19 protein-coding genes, 1 other RNA gene and 1 pseudogene are annotated in these 24,482 nt (G+C 75.1%); 12 read left to right on the forward strand and 9 right to left on the reverse strand.

Annotation, left to right across the window (positions count from 1 at the left end; genetic code table 11):
• Positions 1-60: 60 nt before the first annotated feature.
• The 3 genes from ABIE39_RS09355 to ABIE39_RS09365 all read left to right on the forward strand — a co-directional run bounded on the left by ABIE39_RS09355 (position 61) and on the right by ABIE39_RS09365 (position 3,110).
• Positions 61-1,038, forward strand: a complete 978-nt coding sequence (locus ABIE39_RS09355; protein ID WP_175008399.1) for a Nif3-like dinuclear metal center hexameric protein — start codon at positions 61-63, stop codon at positions 1,036-1,038.
• A gap of 81 nt (positions 1,039-1,119) precedes the next feature.
• The gene (locus ABIE39_RS09360; RefSeq protein WP_354051469.1) at positions 1,120-1,863 is read left to right on the forward strand and encodes a zinc ribbon domain-containing protein; all 744 of its coding nucleotides are present in this window, start codon (positions 1,120-1,122) and stop codon (positions 1,861-1,863) included.
• Positions 1,860-3,110, forward strand: a complete 1,251-nt coding sequence (locus ABIE39_RS09365) for a bifunctional RNase H/acid phosphatase (RefSeq protein WP_354051471.1) — start codon at positions 1,860-1,862, stop codon at positions 3,108-3,110. Before ABIE39_RS09360 ends, ABIE39_RS09365 begins: the two co-directional genes overlap by 4 nt.
• A gap of 56 nt (positions 3,111-3,166) precedes the next feature.
• Here ABIE39_RS09365 and ABIE39_RS09370 read toward each other — a convergent pair whose 3' ends face one another.
• Both ABIE39_RS09370 and ABIE39_RS09375 read right to left on the reverse strand, forming a co-directional pair.
• On the reverse strand, positions 3,167-3,502 hold the full coding sequence (locus ABIE39_RS09370) for a TfoX/Sxy family protein (protein WP_354051473.1): 336 nt from the start codon (positions 3,500-3,502) through the stop codon (positions 3,167-3,169).
• Between the two features lie 103 nt (positions 3,503-3,605).
• Positions 3,606-4,448: a peroxide stress protein YaaA gene (locus tag ABIE39_RS09375; protein WP_175008403.1), complete on the reverse strand. Its 843-nt coding sequence runs from the start codon at positions 4,446-4,448 to the stop codon at positions 3,606-3,608.
• An 86-nt stretch (positions 4,449-4,534) separates the two neighbouring features.
• Here ABIE39_RS09375 and ABIE39_RS09380 point away from each other — a divergent pair, with 86 nt between their 5' ends.
• Positions 4,535-4,918, forward strand: coding sequence for a tautomerase family protein (locus ABIE39_RS09380; protein WP_175008404.1), 384 nt, complete (start codon positions 4,535-4,537; stop codon positions 4,916-4,918).
• A gap of 60 nt (positions 4,919-4,978) precedes the next feature.
• Here the strand turns inward: ABIE39_RS09380 and recQ are convergent, their stop codons facing one another.
• The gene (gene recQ / locus ABIE39_RS09385; RefSeq protein WP_175008405.1) at positions 4,979-6,820 is read right to left on the reverse strand and encodes a DNA helicase RecQ; all 1,842 of its coding nucleotides are present in this window, start codon (positions 6,818-6,820) and stop codon (positions 4,979-4,981) included.
• Between the two features lie 68 nt (positions 6,821-6,888).
• Entirely contained in the window at positions 6,889-8,967 is a 2,079-nt protein-coding gene (locus ABIE39_RS09390; protein WP_175008406.1) for a helicase domain-containing protein, read from the reverse strand.
• Positions 8,968-9,085: 118 nt separating this feature from the next.
• On the opposite strand from ABIE39_RS09390, the gene rnpB reads away from it, so the two are divergent.
• Positions 9,086-9,483, forward strand: an RNA gene (gene rnpB, locus ABIE39_RS09395) — RNase P RNA component class A.
• A 155-nt stretch (positions 9,484-9,638) separates the two neighbouring features.
• On the opposite strand, the pseudogene ABIE39_RS09400 reads toward rnpB, so the two are convergent.
• Positions 9,639-9,788 (reverse strand): annotated as a pseudogene (locus ABIE39_RS09400) (ribbon-helix-helix domain-containing protein); the annotation flags it as partial.
• A gap of 122 nt (positions 9,789-9,910) precedes the next feature.
• On the opposite strand from ABIE39_RS09400, the gene thiD reads away from it, so the two are divergent.
• From thiD to ABIE39_RS09415, 3 genes are all read left to right on the forward strand, one after another.
• Entirely contained in the window at positions 9,911-10,729 is an 819-nt protein-coding gene (gene thiD / locus ABIE39_RS09405) for a bifunctional hydroxymethylpyrimidine kinase/phosphomethylpyrimidine kinase (RefSeq protein ID WP_354051476.1), read from the forward strand.
• Positions 10,730-10,989: 260 nt separating this feature from the next.
• The gene (locus ABIE39_RS09410) at positions 10,990-13,599 is read left to right on the forward strand and encodes a phosphoenolpyruvate carboxylase (RefSeq protein WP_034653917.1); all 2,610 of its coding nucleotides are present in this window, start codon (positions 10,990-10,992) and stop codon (positions 13,597-13,599) included.
• Between the two features lie 321 nt (positions 13,600-13,920).
• On the forward strand, positions 13,921-14,286 hold the full coding sequence (locus ABIE39_RS09415; RefSeq protein WP_255437088.1) for an STAS domain-containing protein: 366 nt from the start codon (positions 13,921-13,923) through the stop codon (positions 14,284-14,286).
• A gap of 53 nt (positions 14,287-14,339) precedes the next feature.
• Here the strand turns inward: ABIE39_RS09415 and ppgK are convergent, their stop codons facing one another.
• Positions 14,340-15,137, reverse strand: coding sequence for a polyphosphate--glucose phosphotransferase (gene ppgK / locus ABIE39_RS09420; protein ID WP_108048370.1), 798 nt, complete (start codon positions 15,135-15,137; stop codon positions 14,340-14,342).
• Complete coding sequence (map, locus tag ABIE39_RS09425) at positions 15,134-16,039, reverse strand: type I methionyl aminopeptidase (RefSeq protein ID WP_354051479.1); 906 nt, start codon at positions 16,037-16,039, stop codon at positions 15,134-15,136. The genes ppgK and map overlap by 4 nt, the downstream gene beginning before the upstream one ends.
• A gap of 69 nt (positions 16,040-16,108) precedes the next feature.
• On the opposite strand from map, the gene ABIE39_RS09430 reads away from it, so the two are divergent.
• Together ABIE39_RS09430 and ABIE39_RS09435 are read left to right on the forward strand one after the other, a co-directional pair.
• Positions 16,109-16,330, forward strand: coding sequence for a hypothetical protein (locus ABIE39_RS09430; protein WP_108048367.1), 222 nt, complete (start codon positions 16,109-16,111; stop codon positions 16,328-16,330).
• The gene (locus ABIE39_RS09435; protein ID WP_354051481.1) at positions 16,327-17,244 is read left to right on the forward strand and encodes an N-acetylmuramoyl-L-alanine amidase; all 918 of its coding nucleotides are present in this window, start codon (positions 16,327-16,329) and stop codon (positions 17,242-17,244) included. The genes ABIE39_RS09430 and ABIE39_RS09435 overlap by 4 nt, the downstream gene beginning before the upstream one ends.
• A gap of 21 nt (positions 17,245-17,265) precedes the next feature.
• Here the strand turns inward: ABIE39_RS09435 and panB are convergent, their stop codons facing one another.
• Positions 17,266-18,114 carry a 3-methyl-2-oxobutanoate hydroxymethyltransferase gene (panB, locus tag ABIE39_RS09440; protein ID WP_108048363.1) on the reverse strand — a complete coding sequence of 283 codons (849 nt, stop codon included), beginning with the start codon at positions 18,112-18,114 and terminating at the stop codon, positions 17,266-17,268.
• 55 nt (positions 18,115-18,169) lie between these two features.
• Entirely contained in the window at positions 18,170-19,873 is a 1,704-nt protein-coding gene (locus tag ABIE39_RS09445) for an NAD+ synthase (RefSeq protein WP_175008409.1), read from the reverse strand.
• Between the two features lie 116 nt (positions 19,874-19,989).
• On the opposite strand from ABIE39_RS09445, the gene glnA reads away from it, so the two are divergent.
• Both glnA and ABIE39_RS09455 read left to right on the forward strand, forming a co-directional pair.
• Complete coding sequence (gene glnA, locus ABIE39_RS09450; RefSeq protein ID WP_021483141.1) at positions 19,990-21,327, forward strand: type I glutamate--ammonia ligase; 1,338 nt, start codon at positions 19,990-19,992, stop codon at positions 21,325-21,327.
• Positions 21,324-24,482 (forward strand): bifunctional [glutamine synthetase] adenylyltransferase/[glutamine synthetase]-adenylyl-L-tyrosine phosphorylase, encoded by a 3,159-nt coding sequence (locus ABIE39_RS09455; RefSeq protein WP_354051484.1) that lies wholly within the window; start codon positions 21,324-21,326, stop codon positions 24,480-24,482. The genes glnA and ABIE39_RS09455 overlap by 4 nt, the downstream gene beginning before the upstream one ends.

A 24,482-nucleotide genomic window follows, 5' to 3' on the forward strand; every position in this document is an offset into this window, starting at 1 on the left:
CGCAATCCATCAAACCATGGCGGGCGGCGTGCGGCGGCCCGCCCGGGATAGCCTGCCGCCATGACCGCCGCGCCCGACCCGAGCACCGACACCTCTCCTGCGGACCCGGCGGCCGAGGGCGCGGGGCACCCGACGCTCGGCCGCGTGGTGCGGACGCTGGACGAGCTGTACCCGCCGTCGACGGCGGAGGACTGGGACGCCGTCGGCCTCGTCGCCGGCGACCCGGGCGCGCCCGTGCGCAAGGTGCTGCTCGCCGTCGACCCCGTCGAGGAGGTCGCGGACGAGGCCCTCGCGTGGGGCGCCGACCTGCTCGTCACGCACCACCCGCTGTTCCTGCGGCCGGTGCACTCCGTCGCCGCGACGACCTTCAAGGGCTCGCTCGTGCACCGCCTCATCCGGGGCGGGTGCGCGCTGTACGTCGCGCACACGAACGCCGACGCCGCGCAGCGCGGGGTCGCGGACGCCCTCGCCGACGCGCTCGACCTGCTCCAGCGCGTCCCCCTCGTGCCGCACCCCGCGCCGTCGCCGCACGAGGCGGCGCGCACCGGCACCGGCCGCGTGGGCCGGCTCGCGGAGCCGACGACGTTGCGCGCCTTCGCGCAGCGCGTCGCGCAGGTGCTGCCCCCGACGGTGCAGGGCGTGCGCGTGGCGGGCGACCTCGACGCGCGCGTCGAGTCGGTCGCGGTCGTGGGCGGGTCCGGCGACTCGCTGTTCGACGCCGTGCGGGCGAGCGGGGCCGACGTCTACCTCACGTCCGACCTGCGCCACCACCCCGTGTCCGAGCTGCGCGAGCGCGCGCGGCTCGACGGCGGCGGGGCCGGGACGCCGTTCCTCGTCGACGTGCCGCACTACGCCTCGGAGTGGCCGTGGCTCCGCTACGCTGCCGAGGACCTCGTGCGCGTCCTCGCGCGCTCCGGCGCCGCCGTGGAGACGCGGGTCAGCACGCTCGTCACCGACCCGTGGACGGCGCGGTTCCCGTCCGCACCCGCCGACCCCGGAGCCGACGCCGGACCGCCCCGCGACACCGCGCAGGGCTGACGCCCGCCGCGCGTCGACCCGCACCCGTCCCCACCGACCCGCACGCCGGCCCCCACCCGGGGCCCACGAAAGGAACCACCCGTGGCCACTGCACCGCCCGCCGACCAGCTCCGCCTGCTGGACGTCCAGGAGCTCGACACGCGTGCCCAGCAGCTCGCGCACCAGCGCAAGAACCTGCCCGAGCACGCGCGCATCGCCGAGCTCGACGCCCAGCTCGAGGACCTGCGCGGCAAGCTCGTGGAGTCGCGGACCGCGGTGAGCGACCTCCGGCGCGAGCTGACCAAGGCCGAGGGCGACGTCGAGCAGGTGCGGACGCGCGCCGCGCGCGACCAGTCGCGGCTGGACTCCGGCCAGGTCGGGGCGAAGGACGCGCAGGCGCTCGTCGCCGAGCTCGAGTCGCTCGCGCGTCGGCAGGGCGTCCTCGAGGAGGTCGAGCTCGACGTCATGGAGCGGCTCGAGGCGCACGAGGAGGCCCTCGCGAAGCTCGAGTCGGCGCACGCCGAGATCGAGTCTGCCAAGGCCGAGGTCGTGGCCGCGCGCGACGCCCGGTACGCGGAGCTCGACGCCGAGGCCGCGCAGGTCGCCTCCCGCCGCACGGACGCCGTCGCCGGCCTCGACGCGGGCCTGCTCGCGCTCTACGAGCGCGTGCGCGACCAGAACGGCGGCCGTGGCGTCGTCGCGCTGCGCGGCCAGCACGTCGACGGGCTCAACGTCTCGCTGAGCCCGGCGGAGCTCGCGGCGATCACGTCGGCCGCGCCCGACCAGGTGGTGCGGCTCGAGGACTACGGCCACATCGTGGTGCGGCCGGAGGGCGCCGGCGCGTGAGCGGGGCGAGAGGTCGGCAGCTCGTCGTCGAGGCCGACGGCGGCTCCCGCGGCAACCCGGGGCCCGCGGGCTTCGGGGCGCTCGTCCGCGACGCCGCGACCGGCCAGGTGCTCGCCGAGCGGGCCGCGTACCTCGGCACGACGACGAACAACGTCGCCGAGTACTCGGGCCTCGTCGCCGGGCTGCGCGCCGCCGCGGAGATCGACCCCGACGCGCGCGTGACCGTCCGGATGGACTCGCGGCTCGTCGTCGAGCAGATGTCGGGGCGCTGGCAGATCAAGCACGACGACATGCGCCGCCTGGCGGCCGAGGCCGCGACGGTGCTCCCGGCCGCGCAGGTCACCTACGAGTGGGTGCCGCGCGCGCAGAACGCGGCGGCCGACGCCCTCGCCAACGAGGCGATGGACACCCGCGGGACCGTCGTGCGCGACCACGAGCCCGCGGACCCATCGGGGGCGGCGGCCGACCCCGTGCCGGACATCGCGGCCGACCCCGAGGGCGCGCCGACGACGCTCCCCGCCGTCCCGGAGGGCGCGGCGCTCGACACGGCAGCCCGGCCGTCGGGCGCCACCGTCCGGTTCGACGACGCGCCCGCGCTCACGGTCGTCCTCGTGCGGCACGGGCAGACGCCGCTCACCGTCGCGGGCGCGTTCAGCGGCTCGTCGGTGCCGGGAGCGTCGCTCACCGCGCGCGGCCGGACACAGGCCGCGCAGGCCGCCGACCTGGTGTTCCGGATCGGGCGCCAGGCGTGGCCCGACCTGCCGCGCCCGTCGGCCGTCGTCGCCTCGCCCATGGTCCGGGCCCAGGAGACGGCGCGCGCCGTCAGCCGACGGCTCGGGGTGCCCGTGACGACGGACGACCGGTTCGCCGAGGTGGACTTCGGTGCGTGGGAGGGGCTCACGGCCGCGGAGGTCGACGCCGGGTGGCCCGGCCTGCTGGCCGCCTGGTACACGACCGGGACGACTTCCGCCCCCGGGGGCGAGTCGGCCGCCGACGTCGGCGCGCGCGTCCAGCAGGGGCTGCGCGACCTCGTCGACACGATGCTGCCGGGCGCCGGACCCGCGGGCCGCACCGTCGTCGTCGTGGGCCACGCCGTCCAGGTGCGGGCCGCGATCGGGACGGCCGTGGGCGCGCCGCCCGAGCAGTGGTCGCGCGTCCGCGTCCCTCCGGCGTCGGTGAGCATCCTGCGGCTGTGGGCCGACGGCACGAGCGAGCTCACCGCCCAGGGCGTCCCGAGCGACCTCTGATCCCCCGAGCGACACTCCCCGTGGCGCGAGGTAGAGCCGTGGTCGCGACCACGGCTCTACCTCGGCGGCCGCCGAGGCGCGGTGCGGGCGACCTGGAGACCGGTCCCCACCCAGGCGTCGAGGTCGCGCGGGTCCGCCAGGCGCGGACCGTCGACGACGACCCACCCCGCCATCGTGCGGGTGCCCATCGTCATCGGCCGGGCACCGTGCTCCAGGGCGGCGGTGCGTCCGCCCGTGCCGACCCGGACCATGAGGGCGTCCCCGGTGATCGCGACCGCCATGCGCCCGTCCACGAGGAACGCGAGGCCGCCGAACATCGTCCGCTCCTCGAACGGGGCGCGGGGCGCCAGCACCGCGCGGACGCGGTCGGCGAGGTCCTGGCTGACGGCCATGGGTCCACTGTGGACCCCCGCCCGTCCCGGCGCAGCGGCGCGCCGCGCCGGCCGGGCCGACGACCGCGCCGGACCGCTCGTCCGGACTGCTCGTCCGGACCGCTCAGGAGATGACGAGCTCGAGCGTGCGCGGCCCGCTGCGGGTCGTGGCGTCGTGCAGGGTCGCCTCGATCAACCGGTAGGTGAGGCCCGAGCCGACCTCGGTCCCGATCACCGTGCCGACGAGCTCGCGCGCCGCGTCCAGCAGCCCGGCCGCGGACGACGGCGCCGCCGCCTCCCGGCGCACGAGGTGCCCGGCGAGCACGCCGCGCGTGTGCTTGGCGTTGTGCGAGACGACGGTGCGCCTCCCGGCGTGCTCGCGCACGACCCGCACCGCGACCCACTCGGCCGCGGACGGACCCGACGCCCGCGGCTTCCACGCGCCCACGTACGTCGCGGACCGGCAGTCCACGACGACGTCGCCCGCCGCGCGCTCGTCGAGCACGGGGGCGAGGTGCGGCCGCCACGCCGTGGCGAGCCTCCCGACGCCCGGCAGGTCCACCGCCATGGAGAGCCGGTACGCCGGGACCCGGTCGGCGGGGGAGAGCGCGCCCCACAGCCCCGACACGACGCGCACGTCCTCGCGGGCCCGACGCGCGGGCTCCCCGCCCGCGGCGAGCGCGCCCGCGAGGTCCGCGGCGCCGTACAGCACGCCCGTGTACACGTCGGCCGCCGGACCGGCGGGGGCCGTGCGCAGCACGGTGTTGCGCCGCACCTCCTCGGCGAGCCCCGGTGTCGTGCCCAGGACGTCGTGCGCGTCCGGCCGGGCGCTCGCGGCGGCGAGCGCGTCGAGGACCGTCACGCGGTGCGCGGTGAGCGCGGGGGAGGTCAGGGCGTCGAGGTCGACGGGCGGGGCGCCGTCGGGCGCGGGGGTCTTGCCCTCGGACGGGGGGAGCAGCACGAGCACCGGGTCACTCTACGAGCGCGCGCGACGTCGCCGCCGCGGGTGACCGGGACCGACGGCGTGGGGTGCGTCACGGCTACGCTCGCCCCGTGGCCCAGGTGAAGATCTACGGACGGCGCAGCGTGTGGGGCGAGCGGCGCCGGGAGGTGTCCGACGCGCTGCACGACGCGCTCGTGCGCACGTGGCAGCTCCCGCCGGACAAGCGGTTCCACCGCTTCCTGCTCCTGGACGACGACGACCTCGTCGCCCCGCGCTCGGATGCGTACCTCGTCGTCGAGGTCGTCTGCTTCACCGGACGCACGCGCGAGGCCAAGCGCGCGCTGGTCGCGGCGCTGTACGACGACGTCGCGCCCGCCCTGGGCCTGACCGCGGACGACGTAGAGCTCGTGGTCCTGGAGAGCCCGCGCGAGAACTGGGGCATCCGCGGGGTCGGCGGCGACGAGCTCGCGCTGTCGTACCGCGTCGACGTCTGACACGCATCGCGTCCCCTGCCTCGGGCGCAGCGGGCGGTCCGGAGCCTGGCGCGCGGCCGCTCAACCCGCCTCGGCGACGACGGCCAGCACCGCGTCGCCGTACCGGGCGAGCTTGTTCTCGCCGACGCCGCTCACCTGCGCGAGCCGCTCGAGCGAGCCGGGCCGGGCGGTCGCGATCCCGCGGAGCGTCGCATCCCCGAACACGATGTACGCGGGCACGCCCTGGGTCTTCGCCTCGCCCGCCCGCCAGGCGCGCAGCGCCTCGAAGAGCGGGACGTCGGCCTCGGCCAGCTCGGCGGCGGCCGCCGCCTTCCGTCCCTTCGCCGCCCGCACCGGACGAGCCGGCTCGTGCCGCATCCGGACCTCGCGTCGCCGGGCCAGGACCTCCCCGCTCCCCGCAGTGAGCACGAGCGTCCCGTGCGCGCCCTCGACGGTGAGCAGCCCCTGCGCGAGGAGCTGACGCACCACGGCCCGCCACTCGTCCTCGGACAGGTCCTTGCCGACCCCGAACACCGACAGCTCCTGGTGCCGGAACCGGCGGACCTTCTCCGTGTCCCGGCCGAGGAGGATGTCGACGACCTGCCCGACGCCGAAGCTCTGCCCGCGCTCGCGCTCCAGACGGAACACCGTCGAGAGCACCTTCTGCGCGGCGACCGTCCCGTCCCAGGCCTCGGGCGGGGCGAGGCAGGTGTCGCACGACCCGCAGCCCCCGGGGTGCTCCTGCCCGAAGTAGGCGAGGAGCTGGGCGCGACGGCACTCGACGGTCTCGCAGAGGGCGAGCATCGCGTTCAGGTGCTGGCCCAGGTTGCGCCGGTGCGCGGCATCGCCATCGGACGTCTCGATGAGCTTGCGCTGCTGCACGACGTCGGCGAGGCCGTAGGCCAGCCAGGCGGTGGAGGGCAGCCCGTCACGCCCGGCCCGCCCCGTCTCCTGGTAGTACCCCTCGACGGACTTGGGCAGGTCGAGGTGCGCGACGAACCGGACGTCGGGCTTGTCGATGCCCATGCCGAAGGCGATCGTCGCGACCATGACCAGGCCGTCCTCGCGCAGGAACCGGGACTGGTTCGCGGCGCGCACCGACGCGGGGAGCCCTGCGTGGTAGGGCAGCGCCTGGATCCCGTTCGCGACGAGCGACGCGGCAGTCCTCTCCACCGACGCGCGCGAGAGGCAGTAGACGATCCCCGCCTCCCCGGCGTGCTCGGTGCGCAGCAGGTCGAGCAGCTGCTTCTCGGGCCGGTCCTTGGGCACGATCCGGTAGGTGATGTTGGGGCGGTCGAAGCTGGAGACGAAGTGCCGTGCGCCCTCCAGGTCGAGGCGCTGGGCGATCTCCGCCCGGGTGGCCGCCGTCGCCGTCGCCGTCAGCGCGATGCGCGGGACGGAGGGCCAGCGCCGGTGCAGCACCGACAGCTCGAGGTAGTCGGGCCGGAAGTCGTGCCCCCACTGGGACACGCAGTGCGCCTCGTCGATCGCGAAGAGCGCGATCGGCGTCCGGTCGAGCAGGTCGAGGGTCGCGCGGCTGCGGAGTCCTTCCGGTGCCACGTACAGCAGGTCGAGCTCGCCCGCCACGAGCGCGCGCTCGACGGCGCGGCGGTCCTCGGGGGACAGCGTGGAGTTGAGGAACGCCGCGCGGACGCCGAGCGCCGCGAGGGCGTCCACCTGGTCCTGCATGAGGGCGATGAGCGGTGACACCACGACACCGGTCCCCGCGCGGACCAGCGCGGGGATCTGGTAGCACAGCGACTTGCCCCCGCCGGTGGGCATGAGCACCAGGGCGTCGCCGCCGCCGACGACGGTGTCGATGATGGCAGCCTGCTCGCCCCGGAACGCGTCGTACCCGAAGACCCGCCGGAGCACGTCGAGCGCGGTGTCCGTCGCAGTGTCGGTCGCAGTCGCTGTGGCCACCCAGGCACCCTACCGAGGAGATCCGACACGACGGTCCCGGCCCGTCCGTCCACGCGCCGGGGCGCCCGTCACGGACGGCGGAGCTCGGCGGGCAGGTCGTCCCGGTGGCGGACGGCGAGGGACGTCACCGCGCGGGTCAGGCAGACGTACAGCCGCCGCAGGCCCGTGACCCGGTCGGGCTCGCCCCGGACCACGCCCTCCGGGTCGTCCAGCACGACGTGGTCGAACTCCAGCCCCTTCGCGAGCGACGCGGGCACGAGGTCGAGGCGCGCGTCGAACTCGACCGTGCCCGCGTCGTCCGTCGCCTCGCCGACGACCGCGAAGGCGAGGCCCGCCGCGGTGAGCGCCGTGCGTGCGACGTCCGTGCCGGCGTCGGGCACGATGAGCCCGACCGACCCCTCCCGGTCGAGCGCCGCGCGGACCAGCTCCACGAGCGGCCCCGTGGTGAGGACGAGCTCGCCCCGCGCCCGGCGGACGGCGACCGGCGGGTCGAGGTCCGGCGCGATCGAGGGGAGCAGTCGGGCCGCGTACTCGATGACGTCGCCGGGGACGCGGAAGCCCGCGGTGAGCTGCTCCACATGGCCGTCGGGCTTGCCGAGGTGCGTCAGCGCGTCGGTCCACGAGGAGACGCCCCACGGCGTCGTCGCCTGGGCCAGGTCGCCCAGCACCGTCAGCGAGCCGGTGCGCGCCCGGCGCCCGAGAGCGCGCAGCATCATCGGCGACAGGTCCTGCGCCTCGTCCACCACGACGTGCGCCACCGACGCGCCGCGGGCCAGCAGGTCCGCGACCTCGTCGAGCAGGACGAGGTCGGCCAGCGTCCAGCGGGCCGTGCCCGGCGTCCGGGAAGGTCGGGCCGGGCGCAGCAGCTCCTGCTCGGCGGCGGTGAGGACGCCGTCGGCGCTCGCGGCGAGGAACGCGGGGTCGACGAGGAGCCGGTGCAGCAGCGCCGTCGGCGTGACCTTCGGCCACACCGCGGCGGTGTAGTCCCGGACCGGGCGCGTGCGCGCGAGCGCGTCCCAGGCTCGCTCGTCGAGGGCCTCCCCGGACTCCTCGATCTGCACGAGGATCCGGTGCGCGAGCGCGTGCCGCAGGTGGTCGCGACCGGCGTCGAAGCGCGGCTCCCGGCCGACCACCTGCGCCACGCACTCGCGTGCCTCGTGCGCGGCGACGCGCCAGCGGCGCGCGCCGCGCGGCAGCACGAGCGCCTCGGACGGCTCGACGAGGTGCGACCACACGGCGCGTCGGAGCACCTCGGCCAGGCGCCCGTCGCCCTTGAGCCGCGCGACCTCTGCGGACTCCGTGCCGCGCAGGCGGCCGTGCGCCGTGACGATCTCCTCGACGGTGGTCTGGGTCGCGTCGACCTCGCCGAGCGCGGGCAGCACGTCGCGGATGTACCGCAGGAAGCTCGCGTTGGGCCCGACGACGATCATCCCGGCGCGGCTCACCCGCTCCCGGTGGGAGTACAGCAGGTATGCGGCGCGGTGCAGCCCGACGGCGGTCTTGCCGGTGCCGGGCGCGCCCTGCACGACGACGGTCCGGTCGAGACCGCTGCGCACGATGACGTCCTGCTCGGGCTGGATGGTGGCGACGATGTCGCGCATCGGCCCGGTACGGGGACGCTCGATCTCGGCCTCGAGGATCGCGGAGGGCTCGGCACCGGGACCCGGGGCGGTGAGCGTCTCGTCCTCGAAGCCGGTGAGAGCGCCCCGCTGGAAGCCGTAGCGGCGGCGGACGGCGACCCCCATCGGCTCGGTGCGGGTGGCGCGGTAGAAGGGCGTGCTCACCGGGGCGCGCCAGTCGACGACGAGCGGGTCGCCCTCGGGGTCGGAGACGTGGCGGCGCCCGATGTGGAAGACCTCGGCGGGCTCGTGGTCGGTCCCGTCGAGGTCGATGCGGCCGAAGAAGAGCGGGACCTCGGGGTCGTCGGCGAGCTGGGCGAGCCGACGGGCGAGCGCGGCCTCGAGATGCTCAGCGCTGACCCGGTCCCCGGCGAGGGCGTCGAGCGACCCGGCCAGCTCGCGCATGCGGGCGAGCTGCGTGCGGGCGTCGGCCAGGAACTCCTGCTCCCGGGCGAGCTCGCCCGACGTGTCGTCGGCGGGTGCGGCGCTCGGTGCGTCGGGGGCGGACGGTACGGCGGTGGCGGGCACGACAGACCTCCGGGAGCAGTCTTCGAGGGGGGCGGGACATCCTACGGGCCATCACCCGCCGGCGGGCCGGTCGCTGGTCCGCCGAGCCGCCCGGGAGCGGTAGCCTTGCTGGCGCGGACGAGTCGGTCGGACGGTCGCGTCGGGAGGCCTCGTGCCTCCCGCCGAGGAACGTCCGGGCTCCGAAGGGCAAGGTGGTGGGTAACGCCCACCCGGGGTGACCCGCGGGACAGTGCCACAGAGAACAGACCGCCGCGTCGGGAAGGGCTCCGGCCCCGACCGGTGCGGTAAGGGTGAAACGGTGGTGTAAGAGACCACCAGCGGACCGGGTGACCGGTCCGGCTCGGTAAACCCCACCTGGAGCAAGGTCAGACAGGGAGCGTCAGAGGGCTGCCCGCCCGAGCTCCTGGGTAGACCGCTCGAGCCCTGCGGTAACGCAGGGCCTAGATGGATGACCGTCGCCCGCGCGAGGGTGACCTCGCGCGGGAACAGAACCCGGCGTACAGACCGGCTCGTCCGCATCCCACCGCCCGACCTGCGGCGTCGCAGGAGGGTTGCCCTCGGTCGCACGAGGGCCACGAGACGGCTGGGGGTCTTCTCCAGCGGGTCGGTCCCGCGTGTCGTGCTTCCGTGCGGACTCGTGGAGCCCACGCGACGTGGGCCCAGGCGCGGACGGCGGCGCGGATCGCCTCCGACTCGTTCGCCAGACCTTCTTGCTCGGCGCGCTCCCGGGCCGCGGTCAGGGTCTGCTCGTCGAGGCGGACCGTGACGGGCTTGCCTCGGCCGTCGCCGGCCGCGGGACGGCGGGACGGCGTGCGAGCCACGGTGCGGCGTTAGGCTGTCGTGCCGCACCCGCCGCGGAGACGCCGGTCCGCCGGCTCGTCCGTCCGCCTCTCCCGGCACCACCGGGAGGACGGACCCCGTCCTACTCGTGCCGAGGAGCACCATGTCGCACCACGACTCGCACACGCCTCCGCTCGCCTACGTCATCGCCGGCTCCGAGGCCACCGGCGGCGCCGGCATCCAGGCCGACCTGAAGACGTTCCAGGAGCTCGGCGCCTACGGCGTCGGGACGCTCACGTGCATCGTCTCGTTCGACCCGAAGAACGACTGGGGTCACCGCTTCGTCCCCGTGGACCCGCAGGTGATCGCCGACCAGTTCGAGGCGGCGACGGTCACGCACGAGCCGTCGGTCGTGAAGATCGGCATGCTCGGGACGCCCGCGACGATCGACGTCGTCGCCGAGTCGCTGCGCTCGCGCACGTGGGAGCACGTCGTGCTCGACCCGGTGCTCATCTGCAAGGGCCAGGAGCCCGGCGCCGCCCTCGACACCGACACGGCGTTGCGCGCGCAGGTGCTCCCGCTCGCGACGGTCGTCACGCCCAACCTCTTCGAGACGCGCACGCTCGCGGGCGTCGAGTCGATCGAGACGGTCGAGGAGCTCGTCGAGGCGGCGCGCAAGGTCCAGGCCCTCGGCCCGCGCGCCGTCGTCGCGAAGGGCGGCGTCGAGCTGCCCGGTCCCGACGCGGTCGACGTCCTGGTCGACGGTGATGAGGTGCACGTGCTGCGCAACCCGAAGATCGGCGAGGAGCGCGTGAGCGGGGCCGGCTGCACGTTCGCCGCCGCGATCACCGCGGAGCTCGCGAAGGGCGCCTCGGTGCTCGACGCCGCGCGCGTCGCCAAGGACGTCGTCACCGCCTCCATCGAGGACCGCGTGGCGTCGAACGCGCCGTTCGACGCGGTACGGGTCGGCGCGCGCCGCTGACCCCAGGCGGTTCGCCGAGGTCGCGCCTCACGACCACCGGCCGACCCGCGCTCGACCAGCGATCACCCCTCGGACGTCTCGACGTCCCCTGACGGTCAAGGAATACTCTCGTCACCGTGAACGACCTCTCCCCTTCGGAACTGTCCCCGTCCCCGGGTGCTGCCGACGGCCCCGACCGGGTCTCCGCCGACGTCTCCGGCCTCCCCGACGACACCGGGCACGCCGGGCGCGGCCTCGCGCGCCACGACGTCCCGGGCCCGCTGCGCGACGACGTCCGCCTGCTCGGCGGCCTGCTCGGCACCGTGCTGCGCGAGACGGGCGGCCAGGACCTGCTCGACGACGTCGAGCGCCTCCGCGAGCTCTCGATCCGTGCGTACGACGACCGGTCGGGCGCGGTGCTCGCCGAGGCCGAGGCGCTCGTCGAGGGCCTGTCCATGGCGCGCGCCGAGCAGGTCGCGCGGGCCTTCACGTGCTACTTCCACCTCGCGAACCTCGCCGAGGAGTACCACCGCGTGCGCGTCCTGCGGGAGCGCGAGGCGGAGTTCGCGACGCGCGCGACGACGCCCGACGACTCGCTGCCCGAGGCGTTCGAGCAGCTCGTCGGCGAGGTCGGGCGCGAGGAGGCGCTGCGACGTCTGCGTCGCCTCGAGTTCCGCCCCGTGCTCACCGCGCACCCCACGGAGGCGCGCCGTCGTGCGGTCTCCGGCGCGGTGCGGCGCATCGCGACGCTCCTCGACGAGCGGGACGCGCAGCGCCTCGGCGGCACGTCGCTCGCGGAGAACGAGCGTCGTCTCCTCGCCGAGATCGACACGATGTGGCGCACCGCCCCCATCCGCGAGCACAAGCCGTCGGTCCTCGACGAGGTGAAGACGGCGCTCGGCGTGTTCGACGCGACGATGTTCGACACGTTCCCCACCGTCTACCGCCGCCTGGACGACTGGCTGCTGGGTGACGAGGCGGGGCGCGAGGAGCCGCTCGTGCGGCCGTTCGTCAGCCTGGGCACGTGGATCGGCGGCGACCGCGACGGCAACCCGAACGTCACCGCCGACGTGACGCGCCAGGCCGCGGCGATCGCGGCCGACCACGCGCTCGCCGCGCTCGAGCAGCAGGCGCGCGCCGTCGGGCGCAAGCTCACGCTCGACCAGGACGGCACGCCGCCGTCGGACGGCCTGCGCGCCCTGTGGGAGCGCCAGCGCCGGCTCTCGGAGGCGGTCACCGTCGCCGCGTCGGAGGCGTCGCCGCGCGAGCCGCACCGCGCGGTGCTGCTCGTCGTCGCGGACCGCATCGCCGCGACGCGGGCGCGCAACGCCGACCTCGCCTACCCGAACGCCGAGCAGCTCGAGTCCGACCTGCGCGTCGTCCAGGAGTCCCTCGTCGCAGCGGGCGCGCCCCGCGCGGCGTACGGGGACCTGCAGCAGCTCGTGTGGCAGGTCGAGACGTTCGGCTTCCACCTCGCGGAGCTCGAGGTGCGCCAGCACTCCCAGGTCCACGAGGGGGCGCTCGCCGAGATCGCGGAGAAGGGCCTGCACGGCGACCTCTCCGACCGCACGCGCGAGGTGCTCGACACGTTCCGCGCGCTCGGCGCGGTCCAGCAGCGCTACGGCATCCGTGCCGCCCGTCGCTACATCGTGTCGTTCACGCAGAAGCCGGAGCACCTGGCGGCGGTGTACGAGCTCGCGGAGCTCGCGTTCGAGGGCTCCGACGAGGCGCCCGTGGTCGACGCGATCCCGCTGTTCGAGACCTTCGCCGACCTGCGGGCGAGCGTCGACATCCTCGAGTCCATGCTCACGCTGCCGCAGGTGCAGCGTCGGCTCGCGGAGAACGGGCGTCGCGTCGAGGTCATGCTCGGCTACTCGGACTCGTCGAAGGACGTCGGCCCGGTCTCCGCGACGCTCGCCCTGCACGACGCGCAGAGCCGCATCGCGCAGTGGGCCGAGCGCCACGACATCACGCTCACGCTGTTCCACGGCCGTGGCGGGGCCCTCGGCCGCGGCGGCGGCCCGGCGAACCGTGCCGTGCTCGCCCAGCCCCCGGGCTCGGTCGACGGCCGGTTCAAGCTCACCGAGCAGGGCGAGGTCATCCTCGCGCGCTACGGCGACCCGACGATCGCGTCGCGCCACATCGAGCAGGTCGCCGCGGCGACGCTGCTCGCGTCGGCGCCGTCGACCGAGAAGCGCAACGCCGAGGCGACCGAGCGCTACCGTGACCTCGCAGCCGCGCTCGACGAGTCGTCGCGCCGCCGGTTCCACGAGCTGGTGCGCGCGGACGGGTTCCCGCAGTGGTTCTCGCAGGTGACCCCGCTGGAGGAGGTCGGCCTCCTGCCGATCGGCTCCCGTCCGGCTCGTCGCGGGCTGTCGGTCTCGTCGCTCGACGACCTGCGCGCGATCCCGTGGGTCTTCTCCTGGTCGCAGGCGCGCATCAACCTCGCGGGCTGGTACGGGCTCGGCACGGCGCTGCGCGAGTTCGGCGACCTCGAGCTGCTGCGCGAGGCGCACCGCGAGTGGCCGCTCTTCGCGACGCTGCTGGACAACGTCGAGATGTCGCTCGCCAAGACGGACGAGCGCATCGCGGAGCGCTACCTCGCGCTCGGGGACCGCGACGACCTCGCGCAGGCGATCCTCGACGAGCTGCGGCTCACGCGCGAGCAGGTCCTCGCGGTGACGGAGAACGCGTGGCCGCTCGCCGGTAGGCGCGTGCTGGGCCGCGCGGTCCAGCTCCGCAGCCCGTACGTCGACGCGCTCTCGCTGCTCCAGGTCCGTGCGCTGCGCGGCCTGCGCTCCGGCGCGGAGGGCCCCGTGAAGGACGAGCTCCAGCACCTGCTGCTGCTCACCGTCAACGGGGTCGCGGCCGGTCTGCAGAACACCGGCTGACGTCCGGCACCCGCCACGACGGCCGTCACGTCGACCCGAGACCGGGTCCGTGGCGGCCGTCGTCGTCTGGACAGCCGTCCAGTTGTTGAATGAATCCTCAACCATCGCCCGGGGGAATGGCCGCTCACGGGGGTCTGGGTAAAGTCTTCGCCAGAGGCCTACCAGCCGCCGCTATCCGTGGGGTACTCTGGCGACGACCGACCACGCCGGAGTCCTGCTGTCGCCCGACGACGTACGAGAGCAGGGGCCCGACAGGTCGGGGCGTCGGGCAGGAGGCGCGGCACTCGTCGGGGTGGGCGAGGCAGGACGAAGGGCGGGGCAGTGTTGGTACAAGAGCTCGAACGCAGCGACACCGGAGCAGGGACGGGCGGCATCCGGCTGCTCGAGGAGCGCGACGCGAGCGTCGTGGACATGTGGGGTGAGATCGACGTCGCCCTGCGCAGCGAGGCGAGCGCCGCGCTCGCCAACGCGCTCGAACGCGACGTGCCCGTGGTCATCGACACGTCCAAGGTGACGTTCATGGACTCGACGGGCATCGCGTTCCTCGTGCAGTTCTACACGATCGGCTCCGAGGAGGGGCTGTCCGTGACGCTGCGCAACCCGCCGACGGTCGTCACCGACGTCCTCGAGATGCTCGGTGTCATCGAGATCTTCGGCACCGAGCACCACGAGGCCAGCCCGGCCTGACGGCACCGGCGCGCCCGGCCCCGGGGGACCGGGGCGCGCCGCGCGCACGACCGTCAGACGGCGTCGGCAGCGAGCGACGCGGCGCCGACGATCCCGGCCGCGTTGCGCAGCTGGGCGGGCACGATCGGCGCCCGCAGGTGCAGCAGCGGCAGGAAGTGCTCGTGCTTCTTGCTCACGCCGCCGCCCACGACGATGAGGTCGGGCGAGAACAGGTCCTCGACGACGCCGAAGTAGCGCTGCAGCCGCTCGGCCCACTGCGCCCAGTCGAGGTCCTCCCGGTCGCGCGCGGCGTCGGAGGCCCGCGTCTCGGCGTCGTACCCGTCGATCTCGAGGTGCCCCAGCTCGGTGTTGGGGAGCAGGTGGCCCTCGACGAGGAGCGCGCTGCCGATGCCGGTGCCGAGCGTCGCGACGAGCACGACGCCGTCCGCGTCGCGCGCGGCGCCGTAGCGCACCTCGCCCACGCCCGCGGCGTCGGCGTCGTTGACGGCGACGACGTGTCGCCCGGTCTCCCGCGCGACGAGGGCCGGGAGGTCGACGCCCGTCCACGACTTGTCGAGGTTCGCGATGAAGCGGACCACGCCGTGCTGGAGCGGGGCGGGGAACGCGACGCCGATCGGGACGTCCTGCGGGAGGTCGTAGGCGCCCACGAGCTCGGCGATCACCTCCGCGACGGCCTGGGGCGTCGACGGCTGAGGGGTGGGGATGCGGTGCCGGTCCTGCGCGAACTCGCCGGTGGCGAGGTCGACGGGAGCGCCCTTGATACCGCTGCCGCCGACGTCGATGCCGAAGGCGGTACGGGGGCGTGCGCGGTCCGCAGGGGGTGCGGCGTGCGAGTCCTGGTGGGCGTTCATGGCAGTGTGAGGATCTCCGCTCCGTCGTCGGTCACCAGCAGCGTGTGCTCGAACTGTGCGGTCCGCGAGGCGTCCGCGGTGACTACCGTCCACCCGTCGTCCCACATCCGCCACTCGGACGTGCCGAGGGTGAGCATGGGCTCGATGGTGAAGACCATCCCGGGCTCGATCACCGTCGCGTGGTCCGGGGCCGCGTCGTAGTGCGGCACGACGAGCCCCGAGTGGAACGCGCGCCCGACGCCGTGGCCCGTGTACTCGCGCACGACCCCGTACCCGAAGCGGGCGGCGTAGCGCTCGATGACGCGACCGACGACGTTGATCTGGCGGCCGGGCGCCACGGCCTTGATGCCGCGGGCGAGCGCCTCGCGCGTGCGCTCGACGAGCAGCGCCGACTCCGGGTCCACCTCGCCGACGGTGAAGGTGGCGTTCGTGTCGCCGTGCACGCCGCCCACGTAGGCGGTGATGTCGACGTTGACGATGTCGCCCTCGACGAGCTCCGTGGAGTCCGGGATGCCGTGGCACACGACCTCGTTGAGCGAGGTGCACAGCGACTTGGGGAACCCGCGGTAGCCGAGCGTGGACGGGTAGGCGCCGTGGTCGAGGAGGAACTCGTGCCCCACGCGGTCGAGGTCGTCCGTCGTGACGCCGGGGACGACGTGGCGCCCGACCTCGGCGAGCGCCTGCGCCGCGACGCGGGACGCGACCCGGATGCGGTCGACGGTCGCGGGGTCGTTGACCTCGCTCCCGTCGAAGGGCCGCGGCCCCGGTCGGCCCACGTACTCGGGCCGCTCGATCGTCGTCGGGACCTGCCGCTGCGGCCCCACGACGCCCGGCGTCAGGGGGCCACGGCGCCCGGGGCGTGGGGGAGCGGCGGCGTCGGGCGGGACGGGGGCGGTGCTCATGGCCGCCAGTCTACGAACGCGCGGGCGCCGTGGGCGGCCGGGTGGGGCCGTATGGGGGAGGATCGGACCATGAGCACCGGATCACGCTTCAGCGACGACGGCGAGCCCGCGGCCGCGGACGGGTACTACTTCGACACGCGCACCGGCGAGGTGCACCGCGGCCCGAGCGCGTCGTGGTCGCACCGCATGGGTCCGTACCCGACGCGCGAGGCCGCCGAGAAGGCCCTGGAGACGGCGCGCGAGCGCACCGACGCCTGGGACGAGGAAGACCGCCGCGAGCGCGAGGAGTGACCCACGCCCCGCCGCCCGGCCCGCGTCGGGTGTGGTCGGGTCGTCTGGGCCTCCTCCTCGCGGGGCTGGCGGTGGGCGCGCTGACGTTCCTCGTCGCGCTGCAGGTGCGCGCGGTGTCGGGCGCCGGACCGACGACGGTCACCCCCTCGGGCGGGGCCCTGCCGGCCGCGCCCGAGCTTGCGCCGTCGACGGCGTCACCCGGGCCGACCGTCACGGAGGCGGCACCCTCGCCCCCGCTCGCGGGCGTGACGGTCGCCGTCGACCCGGGGCACAACGGCGGCAACGGGGCGAACCCGCTCGTCGTCAACGCGCCCGTGCCGGACGGTCGGGGCGACACCAAGGCCTGCAACACCGTGGGGACGTCCACGGACTCCGGCTACCCGGAGCACGCGTTCACGTGGGACGTGGCCGGGCGGCTCGCGGCACGCCTGATCGAGCTGGGCGCCGTCGTCGTGCTCACGCGTCCCGACGACGCGGGCGTGGGCCCGTGCGTCGACGCGCGCGGCCGGTTCCCGCAGGAGAACGGCGCGGACGTGCTCGTCTCGCTCCACGCCAACGGCACGGAGGACCGCCGCGCGCACGGGTTCTTCGCGATCGTGTCCGACCCGCCCGTGGACGAGGCGCAGGGCGAGCCGAGCGTCGCGCTCGCGCACGAGCTCGTGGCCGCGCTGACGGCGGCCGGGTTCGCGCCGTCGTCGTCGGTCGCGGCCGACGACGGTCCCGTCCAGCGGCGCGCCGACCTGGCGACGCTCAACCACGCCGAGCGTCCGGCGGTGATGCTCGAGCTGGGGGAGATGCGCAACCCGGACGAGGCCGCGGTCATGGAGTCGGAGGAGGGGCGCCAGCGCTACGCGGACGCCGTCGCGAGCGGCCTCGCCGCGTGGGTCACCGACGGTGGTGCGGGCGCGGGGTGACCCAGCGCCCGCACCGAGAGGTCAGCGGGCGAAGCTGTGCGCGTCGTCGGGGAAGGTCCCGCCGCGCACGTCGGCGGCGTAGTCGGCCGCCGCCTGGCCGAGCGCGGCGCCGATCTCGGCGTAGCGCTTGGCGAACCGGGGCGACCAGTCCGTCATCCCGGCCATGTCGGTCCACACGAGCACCTGGCCGTCGCACGCCGCGCCCGCGCCGATGCCGATGGTGGGGATGCGCAGGATCTCGGTGACGCGCGCGGCGACCTCGACCGGCACCATCTCGAGCACGACCGCGACGGCGCCCGCCTCGGCCACGGCGAGCGCGTCCTCGCTGAGACGCTCCGCGGCGTCGTCGCCCCGCCCCTGGACGCGCGGGCCGCCGAGCAGGTTCTCGGACTGCGGCGTGAAGCCGAGGTGCCCGACGACGGGGATGCCCGCGTCCGTGAGCGCACGGATCTGCGCCGCGACGCGTCGGCCGCCCTCGAGCTTGACCGCGCTCACGCCCGTCTCCTTGAGGAACCGGACGCCGGTCGCGAGCGCCTGCTCCGGGCCCGCCTCGTACGACCCGAACGGCAGGTCCACGACGGTGAAGGCGCGGCGCGCGGCGCGGGCGACGGCCCGGGCCGGCGGGACGAGGTCGTCGACCGTGACGGGCAGGGTCGACGCGTGCCCGTGCATCGTGTTGCCGATCGAGTCGCCGACGAGCAGCATGTCGATCCCCGCGTCGTCGAAGATGCGCGCGGTCACCGCGTCGTAGGCGGTGAGCATGGTGATCTTCTCGCCACGCTCCTTGGCCTCGGCGAGGTGGTGCACGCGGACGCGGCGCGGTCCCGTGCCGCCGGTCGCGGCGGGCTCGGGGGCGGTGTGAGCAGACATGACGGCCTTTCCTGGGTGCGGGAGGGGGCGGACGACGCGCGGGGTGCCGCCGTCGTCAGGCGAGCGGCTCGCGCCAGCGGTTCGTGATCGGCAGACGGCGGTCGCGGCCGAACGCGAGCGCCGTGACCTTGGGGCCCGGGGGGTACTGGCGGCGCTTCCACTCGGCGCGGTCGACGAGCGTCACGACCTTGTCGACGACCTCGGGGTCGAACCCGCGGGCGAGGAGCTCGGCGCGTCCCTCGGCGTGCTCGATGTAGGCGTCGAGGACCTCGTCGAGCAGGTCGTAGGGCGGCAGCGAGTCCTGGTCGGTCTGGCCGGGGCGCAGCTCCGCCGACGGCGGCTTGGTGATCGACGACTCCGGGATGGGCGGGATCTCGCCGCGGTCGAGCGCGGCGTTGTTGCGCCAGCGCGCGAGCTGCCACACGCGCGACTTGTCGACGTCCTTGAGCGGCGCGAACCCGCCGATGCTGCCGGCGTCGTAGATCGTGGCGTACCCGGTCGCGAGCTCGGACTTGTTGCCGGGCGCGATGACGAGGTGGCCCTCGCGGTTGGAGATCGCCATGAGGATCACGCCGCGCACGCGCGCCTGGAGGTTCTCCTCCGCGACGCCTTCCAGTGCGAGCTCGCCCTGGAACGCCTCGACCATCGGTGCGATGGGCTGGACGCGGTAGTCCGCGCCGAGCCGCTTCGCGAGGTCGGCCGCGTCGTCCTTGCTGTGGTCCGACGAGTACCGCGACGGCATCGAGACGCCGACGACGTTCTCGCCCCCGATCGCGTCCGCGGCGACGGCGGCGGTGAGCGCCGAGTCGATGCCGCCCGAGACGCCGAGCACGACCGAGCGGAAGCCGTTCTTGCGCACGTAGCCCGCGAGGCCCGTGACGCAGGCCCGGTACACCTCCTCGTCCGGGTGCAGCTCGGGGGCGCGCGGCCCGCGCGGGGCGCCGTCGGCGGGGAGCTCCCAGACGAGCAGGTCCTCCACGAACTGCGGCGACGAGGCCACCACCGTGCCCGCGGCGTCGGTGACGAACGAGCCGCCGTCGAACACGAGGTCGTCCTGGCCGCCCACGAGGTTCACGTACGCGACCGGGGCGCTCACCTCGTGCGCGCGGCGCGCGGCGAGGTCCGTGCGGACGTGCCCCTTGCCCTCCTCGTACGGGGAGCCGTTGAGCACGAGCAGCAGGTCGAGCCCGTTCCCCGCCTCGTCGAGCGTCGCCATCTCCGCGACGGGGCCGCCGTCCTGCCAGATGTCCTCGCAGATCGCGATGCCGACGCGGCGCCCCTCGACCTCGACGACCGTCGTCGTCTCGCCGGGCGCGAAGATGCGGAACTCGTCGAACACGCCGTAGTTGGGCAGGTGGTGCTTGTCGTACGCGGCCTGCACGACGCCGTCGCGCAGCACGACGGCGCGGTTGGTCGGGAGGTCGGCCGGGGACCCGGAGGCCTCGCGCTCCGCGGCGCCCGCACCGCGCGGCGCGCCCGAGGTGCCCACGGTGCCGAGCACGACGGTGACGGAGCCCAGCCCTTCGGCGTCGAGCCGGGCCGCGATGTCCGCTGCGGCGTCCCACGCCGCGCGCCGGAACGACGCCCGCAGCGCGAGGTCCTCGATGGGGTAGCCGGTGAGGGTCATCTCCGGGAAGGCGACGAGCTGCGCGCCCGCGGCCGCGGCCTCCCGGGTGCGCTCGAGGACCAGGGCGGCGTTGCCGTCGAGGTCCCCCACGCACGTGTCGACCTGTGCCAGCGCGACGCGCAGATCAGCCATGCGTCCACCCTAGACGAGCAGGGGGGACGGCTCGTCCGGGGGGCCGCCTCGCGGCACGACGTCCAGGACACGACCGTGTCACCCGTTCGTCACACGGATCAGGCAGGATGTACCGCATGGACAGGCAGCAGGAGTTCGTGCTCCGCACGGTCGAGGAGCGCGACATCCGCTTCATCCGGCTCTGGTTCACCGACGTGCTCGGCATGCTCAAGTCGGTGGCGATCGCGCCGGCGGAGCTCGAGTCGGCGTTCGCCGAGGGGATCGGGTTCGACGGCAGCTCGATCGAGGGCCTCACGCGCGTGTACGAGGCCGACATGATCGCCAAGCCGGACCCGACGACGTTCCAGGTGCTCCCGTGGCGCGGCGAGCGGCACGGCACCGCGCGCATGTTCTGCGACATCCTCACGCCCGACGGCGAGCCGTCCCTCGCGGACAGCCGCAACGTCCTCAAGCGTGCGCTCGCCCGGGCGAGCGACAAGGGGTTCACGTTCTACACGCACCCCGAGGTCGAGTTCTACCTGTTCAACCAGCCGGCAGACGCCGGGTCGCCGCTCGTCCCGGTCGACCAGGGCGGGTATTTCGACCACCTCGCGCGCGGGAGCACGCACGACTTCCGGCGCGCCGCGATCACGATGCTCGAGTCCATGGGCATCTCGGTCGAGTTCTCCCACCACGAGGCGGGGCCGGGGCAGAACGAGATCGACCTGCGCTACGCCGACGCGCTGACCACGGCCGACAACCTCATGACGTTCCGCACGGTCGTCAAGGAGGTCGCGCTCGAGCAGGGCGTGTTCGCGTCGTTCATGCCCAAGCCGATGGCCGACCACCCCGGCTCGGGCATGCACACGCACCTGTCGCTCTTCGAGGGCGACCGCAACGCGTTCCACGAGCCCGGCGCGCAGTTCGAGCTGTCCAAGACGGCGCGCCAGTTCATCGCGGGCCTGCTCGTCCACGCCGCGGAGATCACCGCGATCACGAACCAGTACGTGAACTCGTACAAGCGCCTCTGGGGCGGCGCCGAGGCCCCGAGCTACGTCTGCTGGGGCCACAACAACCGCTCCGCGCTCGTGCGCGTGCCCATGTACAAGCCGGGCAAGGGCAACTCGAGCCGCGTGGAGTACCGCGCGCTCGACTCGGCGACCAACCCGTACCTGGCGTTCGCCGTCATGCTGGCCGCCGGGCTCAAGGGCATCGAGGAGGGCTACGAGCTCCCCGAGGAGACCGAGGACGACGTCTGGGAGCTCACCGACGCGGAGCGTCGTGCGCTCGGCATCAAGCCGCTCCCGCAGTCGCTCGACGAGGCGATCCGCATCATGGAGGGCTCCGAGCTCGTCGCCGAGACGCTGGGCGAGCACGTGTTCGACTTCGTGCTGCGCAACAAGCGCCAGGAGTGGGACGCGTACCGCGCGCAGGTCACCCCGTTCGAGCTGAAGCGGTTCCTCCAGGTCCTGTGAGCGGGTCCACGACGACGTCCGGTCGGTCCGGCGGTTCCCGCCGGCCCACGCTCACGGGTCGGCTCGCGCGGTTCGGCTTCGCCGACATCACGCGCTCGGCCGGCCTGCTCGCGGACCCGGACCTGGCGCTGCTGCTCGACCCCGGCGCCCCGCCCGACGACGACGGTCCGGAGGCCGGTGCGGCCGACCCGGCGGGCGTCGTCGACGACGAGCTGCTCGCCGCGTTCGGCCAGGCCGCCGACCCGGACCTCGCGCTCCTGCAGGTCGTGCGGCTCGCGGGCGCGCTGCGCCCCGACGTCGAGGCGCGTGGTGCGCTCGCGGACCTCGCGCGCGGCACCCTGCGGCCCGGCCCGGCGCGCGACCGTCTGCTCGCGGTGCTCGGAGCGTCGGTCGCGCTCGGCGACGACGTCGTGCGGCGCCCCGCGCTGCTCGAGGTCGTCGCGGACCCGGCGCCGGGCACCGGGGTGGCCGCGGGCGACGTGCGGGCCGAGCTCCTGCGCGCCGTGGGCGCCGACCCGGACGCCGCCGTCCCGGTCGCGGCCGAGCCGGGGCCCGAGCGGGTCGACGCGCTGCGTCGCGCCTACCGCGAGCGGATCCTGCGCATCGCGGCGACGGACCTCACCGTGACCGACCCGCTGACGCGCATGCCCGCGGTCGGCGCCGCGCTGGCGGACCTCGCGGCTGCCGCGCTCGAGGGCGCGCTCGCCGTCGCGCGCGCGGAGCTCGACGACCACGGCGCCGGGGTGCGCCTCGCGGTCGTCGGCATGGGCAAGTGCGGGGCGCGCGAGCTCAACTACGTCTCCGACGTCGACGTGATCTACGTCGTCGAGCCCGCGGAGGGCTTCGACGAGGCGTACGCCACGACCGTGGGGGCGCGCCTCGCGACGAGCCTCGCGCGCGTGTGCTCGGGCACGTCCGGCGAGCCCGCCCTGTGGCAGGTCGACGCCGCGCTGCGACCCGAGGGCAAGCAGGGCCCGCTCGTGCGCACGCTCGCGAGCCACGTCGCCTACTACGAGCGCTGGGCCAAGACGTGGGAGTTCCAGGCGCTGCTCAAGGCGCGCACCGTCGCGGGCGACCGCGACCTCGGGCGCGCGTACGAGGACGCGATCGCCCCGTTCGTGTGGTCGGCGGCGGGCCGCGAGAACTTCGTCGAGGACTCGCAGGCGATGCGCCGCCGCGTCGAGGCCCACGTGCCCGCCGCGGAGGCGGACCGCCAGCTCAAGCTCGGCAAGGGCGGCCTGCGCGACGTCGAGTTCACGGTGCAGCTGCTCCAGCTCGTGCACGGGCGGTCCGACGACTCGATCCGCAGCCGCAGCACCCTCACCGCGCTCGCCGAGCTCGCGGCCGGCGGGTACGTGGGGCGCGAGCACGCGGCCCGGCTCGGCGTCTGCTACCGCTTCCTGCGCTCGCTCGAGCACCGCATCCAGCTCTTCCGGCTCCGGCGCACGCACCTGCTCCCGACGGCCGACGACGAGCTGCGCCGTCTCGCCCGGTCCCTCGGCATGCGGGCCGAGGGCGCCGCGGGCCTCACCGAGCGGTGGCGCGCGACGCGGCGCGAGGTGCGCGGCCTGCACGAGGAGATCTTCTACCGGCCGCTCCTGCCGGTCGTCGCGCAGCTCTCACCGGACGAGGTGAGCCTGGCGCCGGAGGCTGCGAAGGCCCGCTTCGCCGCCATCGGCTACCGCGACCCGGCCGGCGCCATGCGGCACGTCACTGCGCTCATCGAGGGCGTGAGCCGCCGTGCCGCCATCCAGCGCCAGCTTCTGCCCGTGATGCTCGGCTGGTTCGCCGAGGGTGCGGACCCGGACGCCGGGCTGCTCGCGTTCCGCACGCTCTCCGAGACGCTCGGCACGACGCACTGGTACCTCCAGCTCCTGCGCGACTCCGGGTCGGCGGCGCAGCGGCTCGCGCACCTGCTGTCGAACTCGCGCTACATCGCCGACGCGCTCGGCCGGTCGCCCGAGTCCGTGCGCTGGCTCGCGGGCGACGCCGACCTCGTCCCGCGCGGCATCGAGCGCCTCGCGGCGGAGACCGATGCGATCCTCACGCGCGCCGACGAGGTCGAGCCGGCCACGGTGAGCCTGCGCGCCGTGCGCCGACGCGAGCTCGCGCGCACGGGCGCCGCCGAGCTGCTCGGCGTCGTGGACCCGGTCGACGCCGCGCGCAGCATCTCCGACGCGGCGGACGTCGTGCTCGCGGGCGCGCTCCGGGTCGCGGAGTTCGTCGCGCGCGACGAGCTCGGCTATGACGCGCCGGACCCGTCGTCCGCTCCGTCACGGCTGCTCGTCGTCGCGATGGGGCGCCTGGGCGGCCGGGAGATGGGCTACGGATCGGACGCCGACGTCATGTTCGTGCACGACCCGGCGCCGGGCGCGGCCGGCGACGCCGCCCAGGCGTACGCGCTCGCCGCGGCGACGCGGCTGCGGCAGCTGCTGTCCGCCGTCGGGCCGGAGCCCGCGCTGCCCGTGGACGCCGACCTGCGGCCCGAGGGGCGCAACGGCCCGCTCGTGCGCTCGCTCGCGTCGTACACCGAGTACTACGAGCGCTGGTCCAGCGTGTGGGAGGCGCAGGCGCTCCTGCGCGCGCGGCCCGTCGCGGGCGACGTCGCCGGGCTCGGCGAGGCGTTCACCCGGGTCGTGGACGAGCGGCGCTACCCGGCCGGAGGTCTCGACCTCACGCACGTGCGCGAGGTGCGGCGCATCAAGGCCCGGGTCGAGGCGGAGCGGCTCCCGCGCGGGGTGGAGGCGTCGCGGCACCTCAAGCTCGGGCGCGGGGGAGTGTCCGACGTCGAGTGGACCGTCCAGCTCCTCCAGCTCCAGCACGCCCACGAGGTCCCCGCGCTGCGGACCACGTCCACGGTGGACGCGCTCGACGCCGCGGTCGACGTCGGGCTCGTCGACCCCGACGACGCCGCGACCCTCGGCGAGGCGTGGCACCTCGCGTCGCGCCTGCGCAGCGCGCTCGTGCTGTGGTCGGGGCGCACGACGGGCACGACGGTGGACGTGCTGCCGCACGACCGCTTCGCGCTCAACGGCCTCGCGCGCGTGCTCGACCTGCCGGGTGTCGACACGGGTGCCGAGCTGGAGGAGCACTATCTCCGCACGGCCCGCCGGGCCCGCACCGTCATGGAGCGCGTCTTCTACGGCGAGGACTGA

It is taken from the genome of Cellulosimicrobium sp. 4261 (assembly GCF_040546915.1).
Lineage (GTDB): Bacteria > Actinomycetota > Actinomycetes > Actinomycetales > Cellulomonadaceae > Cellulosimicrobium > Cellulosimicrobium cinnabarinum.

What these genes read in the sequence shown, in the direction of transcription:
- thiD (WP_354051476.1), top strand. Translation starts at nt 9,911, where the DNA reads ATGTCGCACCACGACTCGCACACGCCTCCGCTCGCCTACGTCATCGCC.
- ABIE39_RS09430 (WP_108048367.1), top strand. Translation starts at nt 16,109, where the DNA reads ATGAGCACCGGATCACGCTTCAGCGACGACGGCGAGCCCGCGGCCGCG.
- panB (WP_108048363.1), bottom strand. Translation starts at nt 18,114, where the DNA reads ATGTCTGCTCACACCGCCCCCGAGCCCGCCGCGACCGGCGGCACGGGA.
- ppgK (WP_108048370.1), bottom strand. Translation starts at nt 15,137, where the DNA reads ATGAACGCCCACCAGGACTCGCACGCCGCACCCCCTGCGGACCGCGCA.
- map (WP_354051479.1), bottom strand. Translation starts at nt 16,039, where the DNA reads ATGAGCACCGCCCCCGTCCCGCCCGACGCCGCCGCTCCCCCACGCCCC.
- glnA (WP_021483141.1), top strand. Translation starts at nt 19,990, where the DNA reads ATGGACAGGCAGCAGGAGTTCGTGCTCCGCACGGTCGAGGAGCGCGAC.
- ABIE39_RS09370 (WP_354051473.1), bottom strand. Translation starts at nt 3,502, where the DNA reads ATGGCCGTCAGCCAGGACCTCGCCGACCGCGTCCGCGCGGTGCTGGCG.
- ABIE39_RS09445 (WP_175008409.1), bottom strand. Translation starts at nt 19,873, where the DNA reads ATGGCTGATCTGCGCGTCGCGCTGGCACAGGTCGACACGTGCGTGGGG.
- ABIE39_RS09355 (WP_175008399.1), top strand. Translation starts at nt 61, where the DNA reads ATGACCGCCGCGCCCGACCCGAGCACCGACACCTCTCCTGCGGACCCG.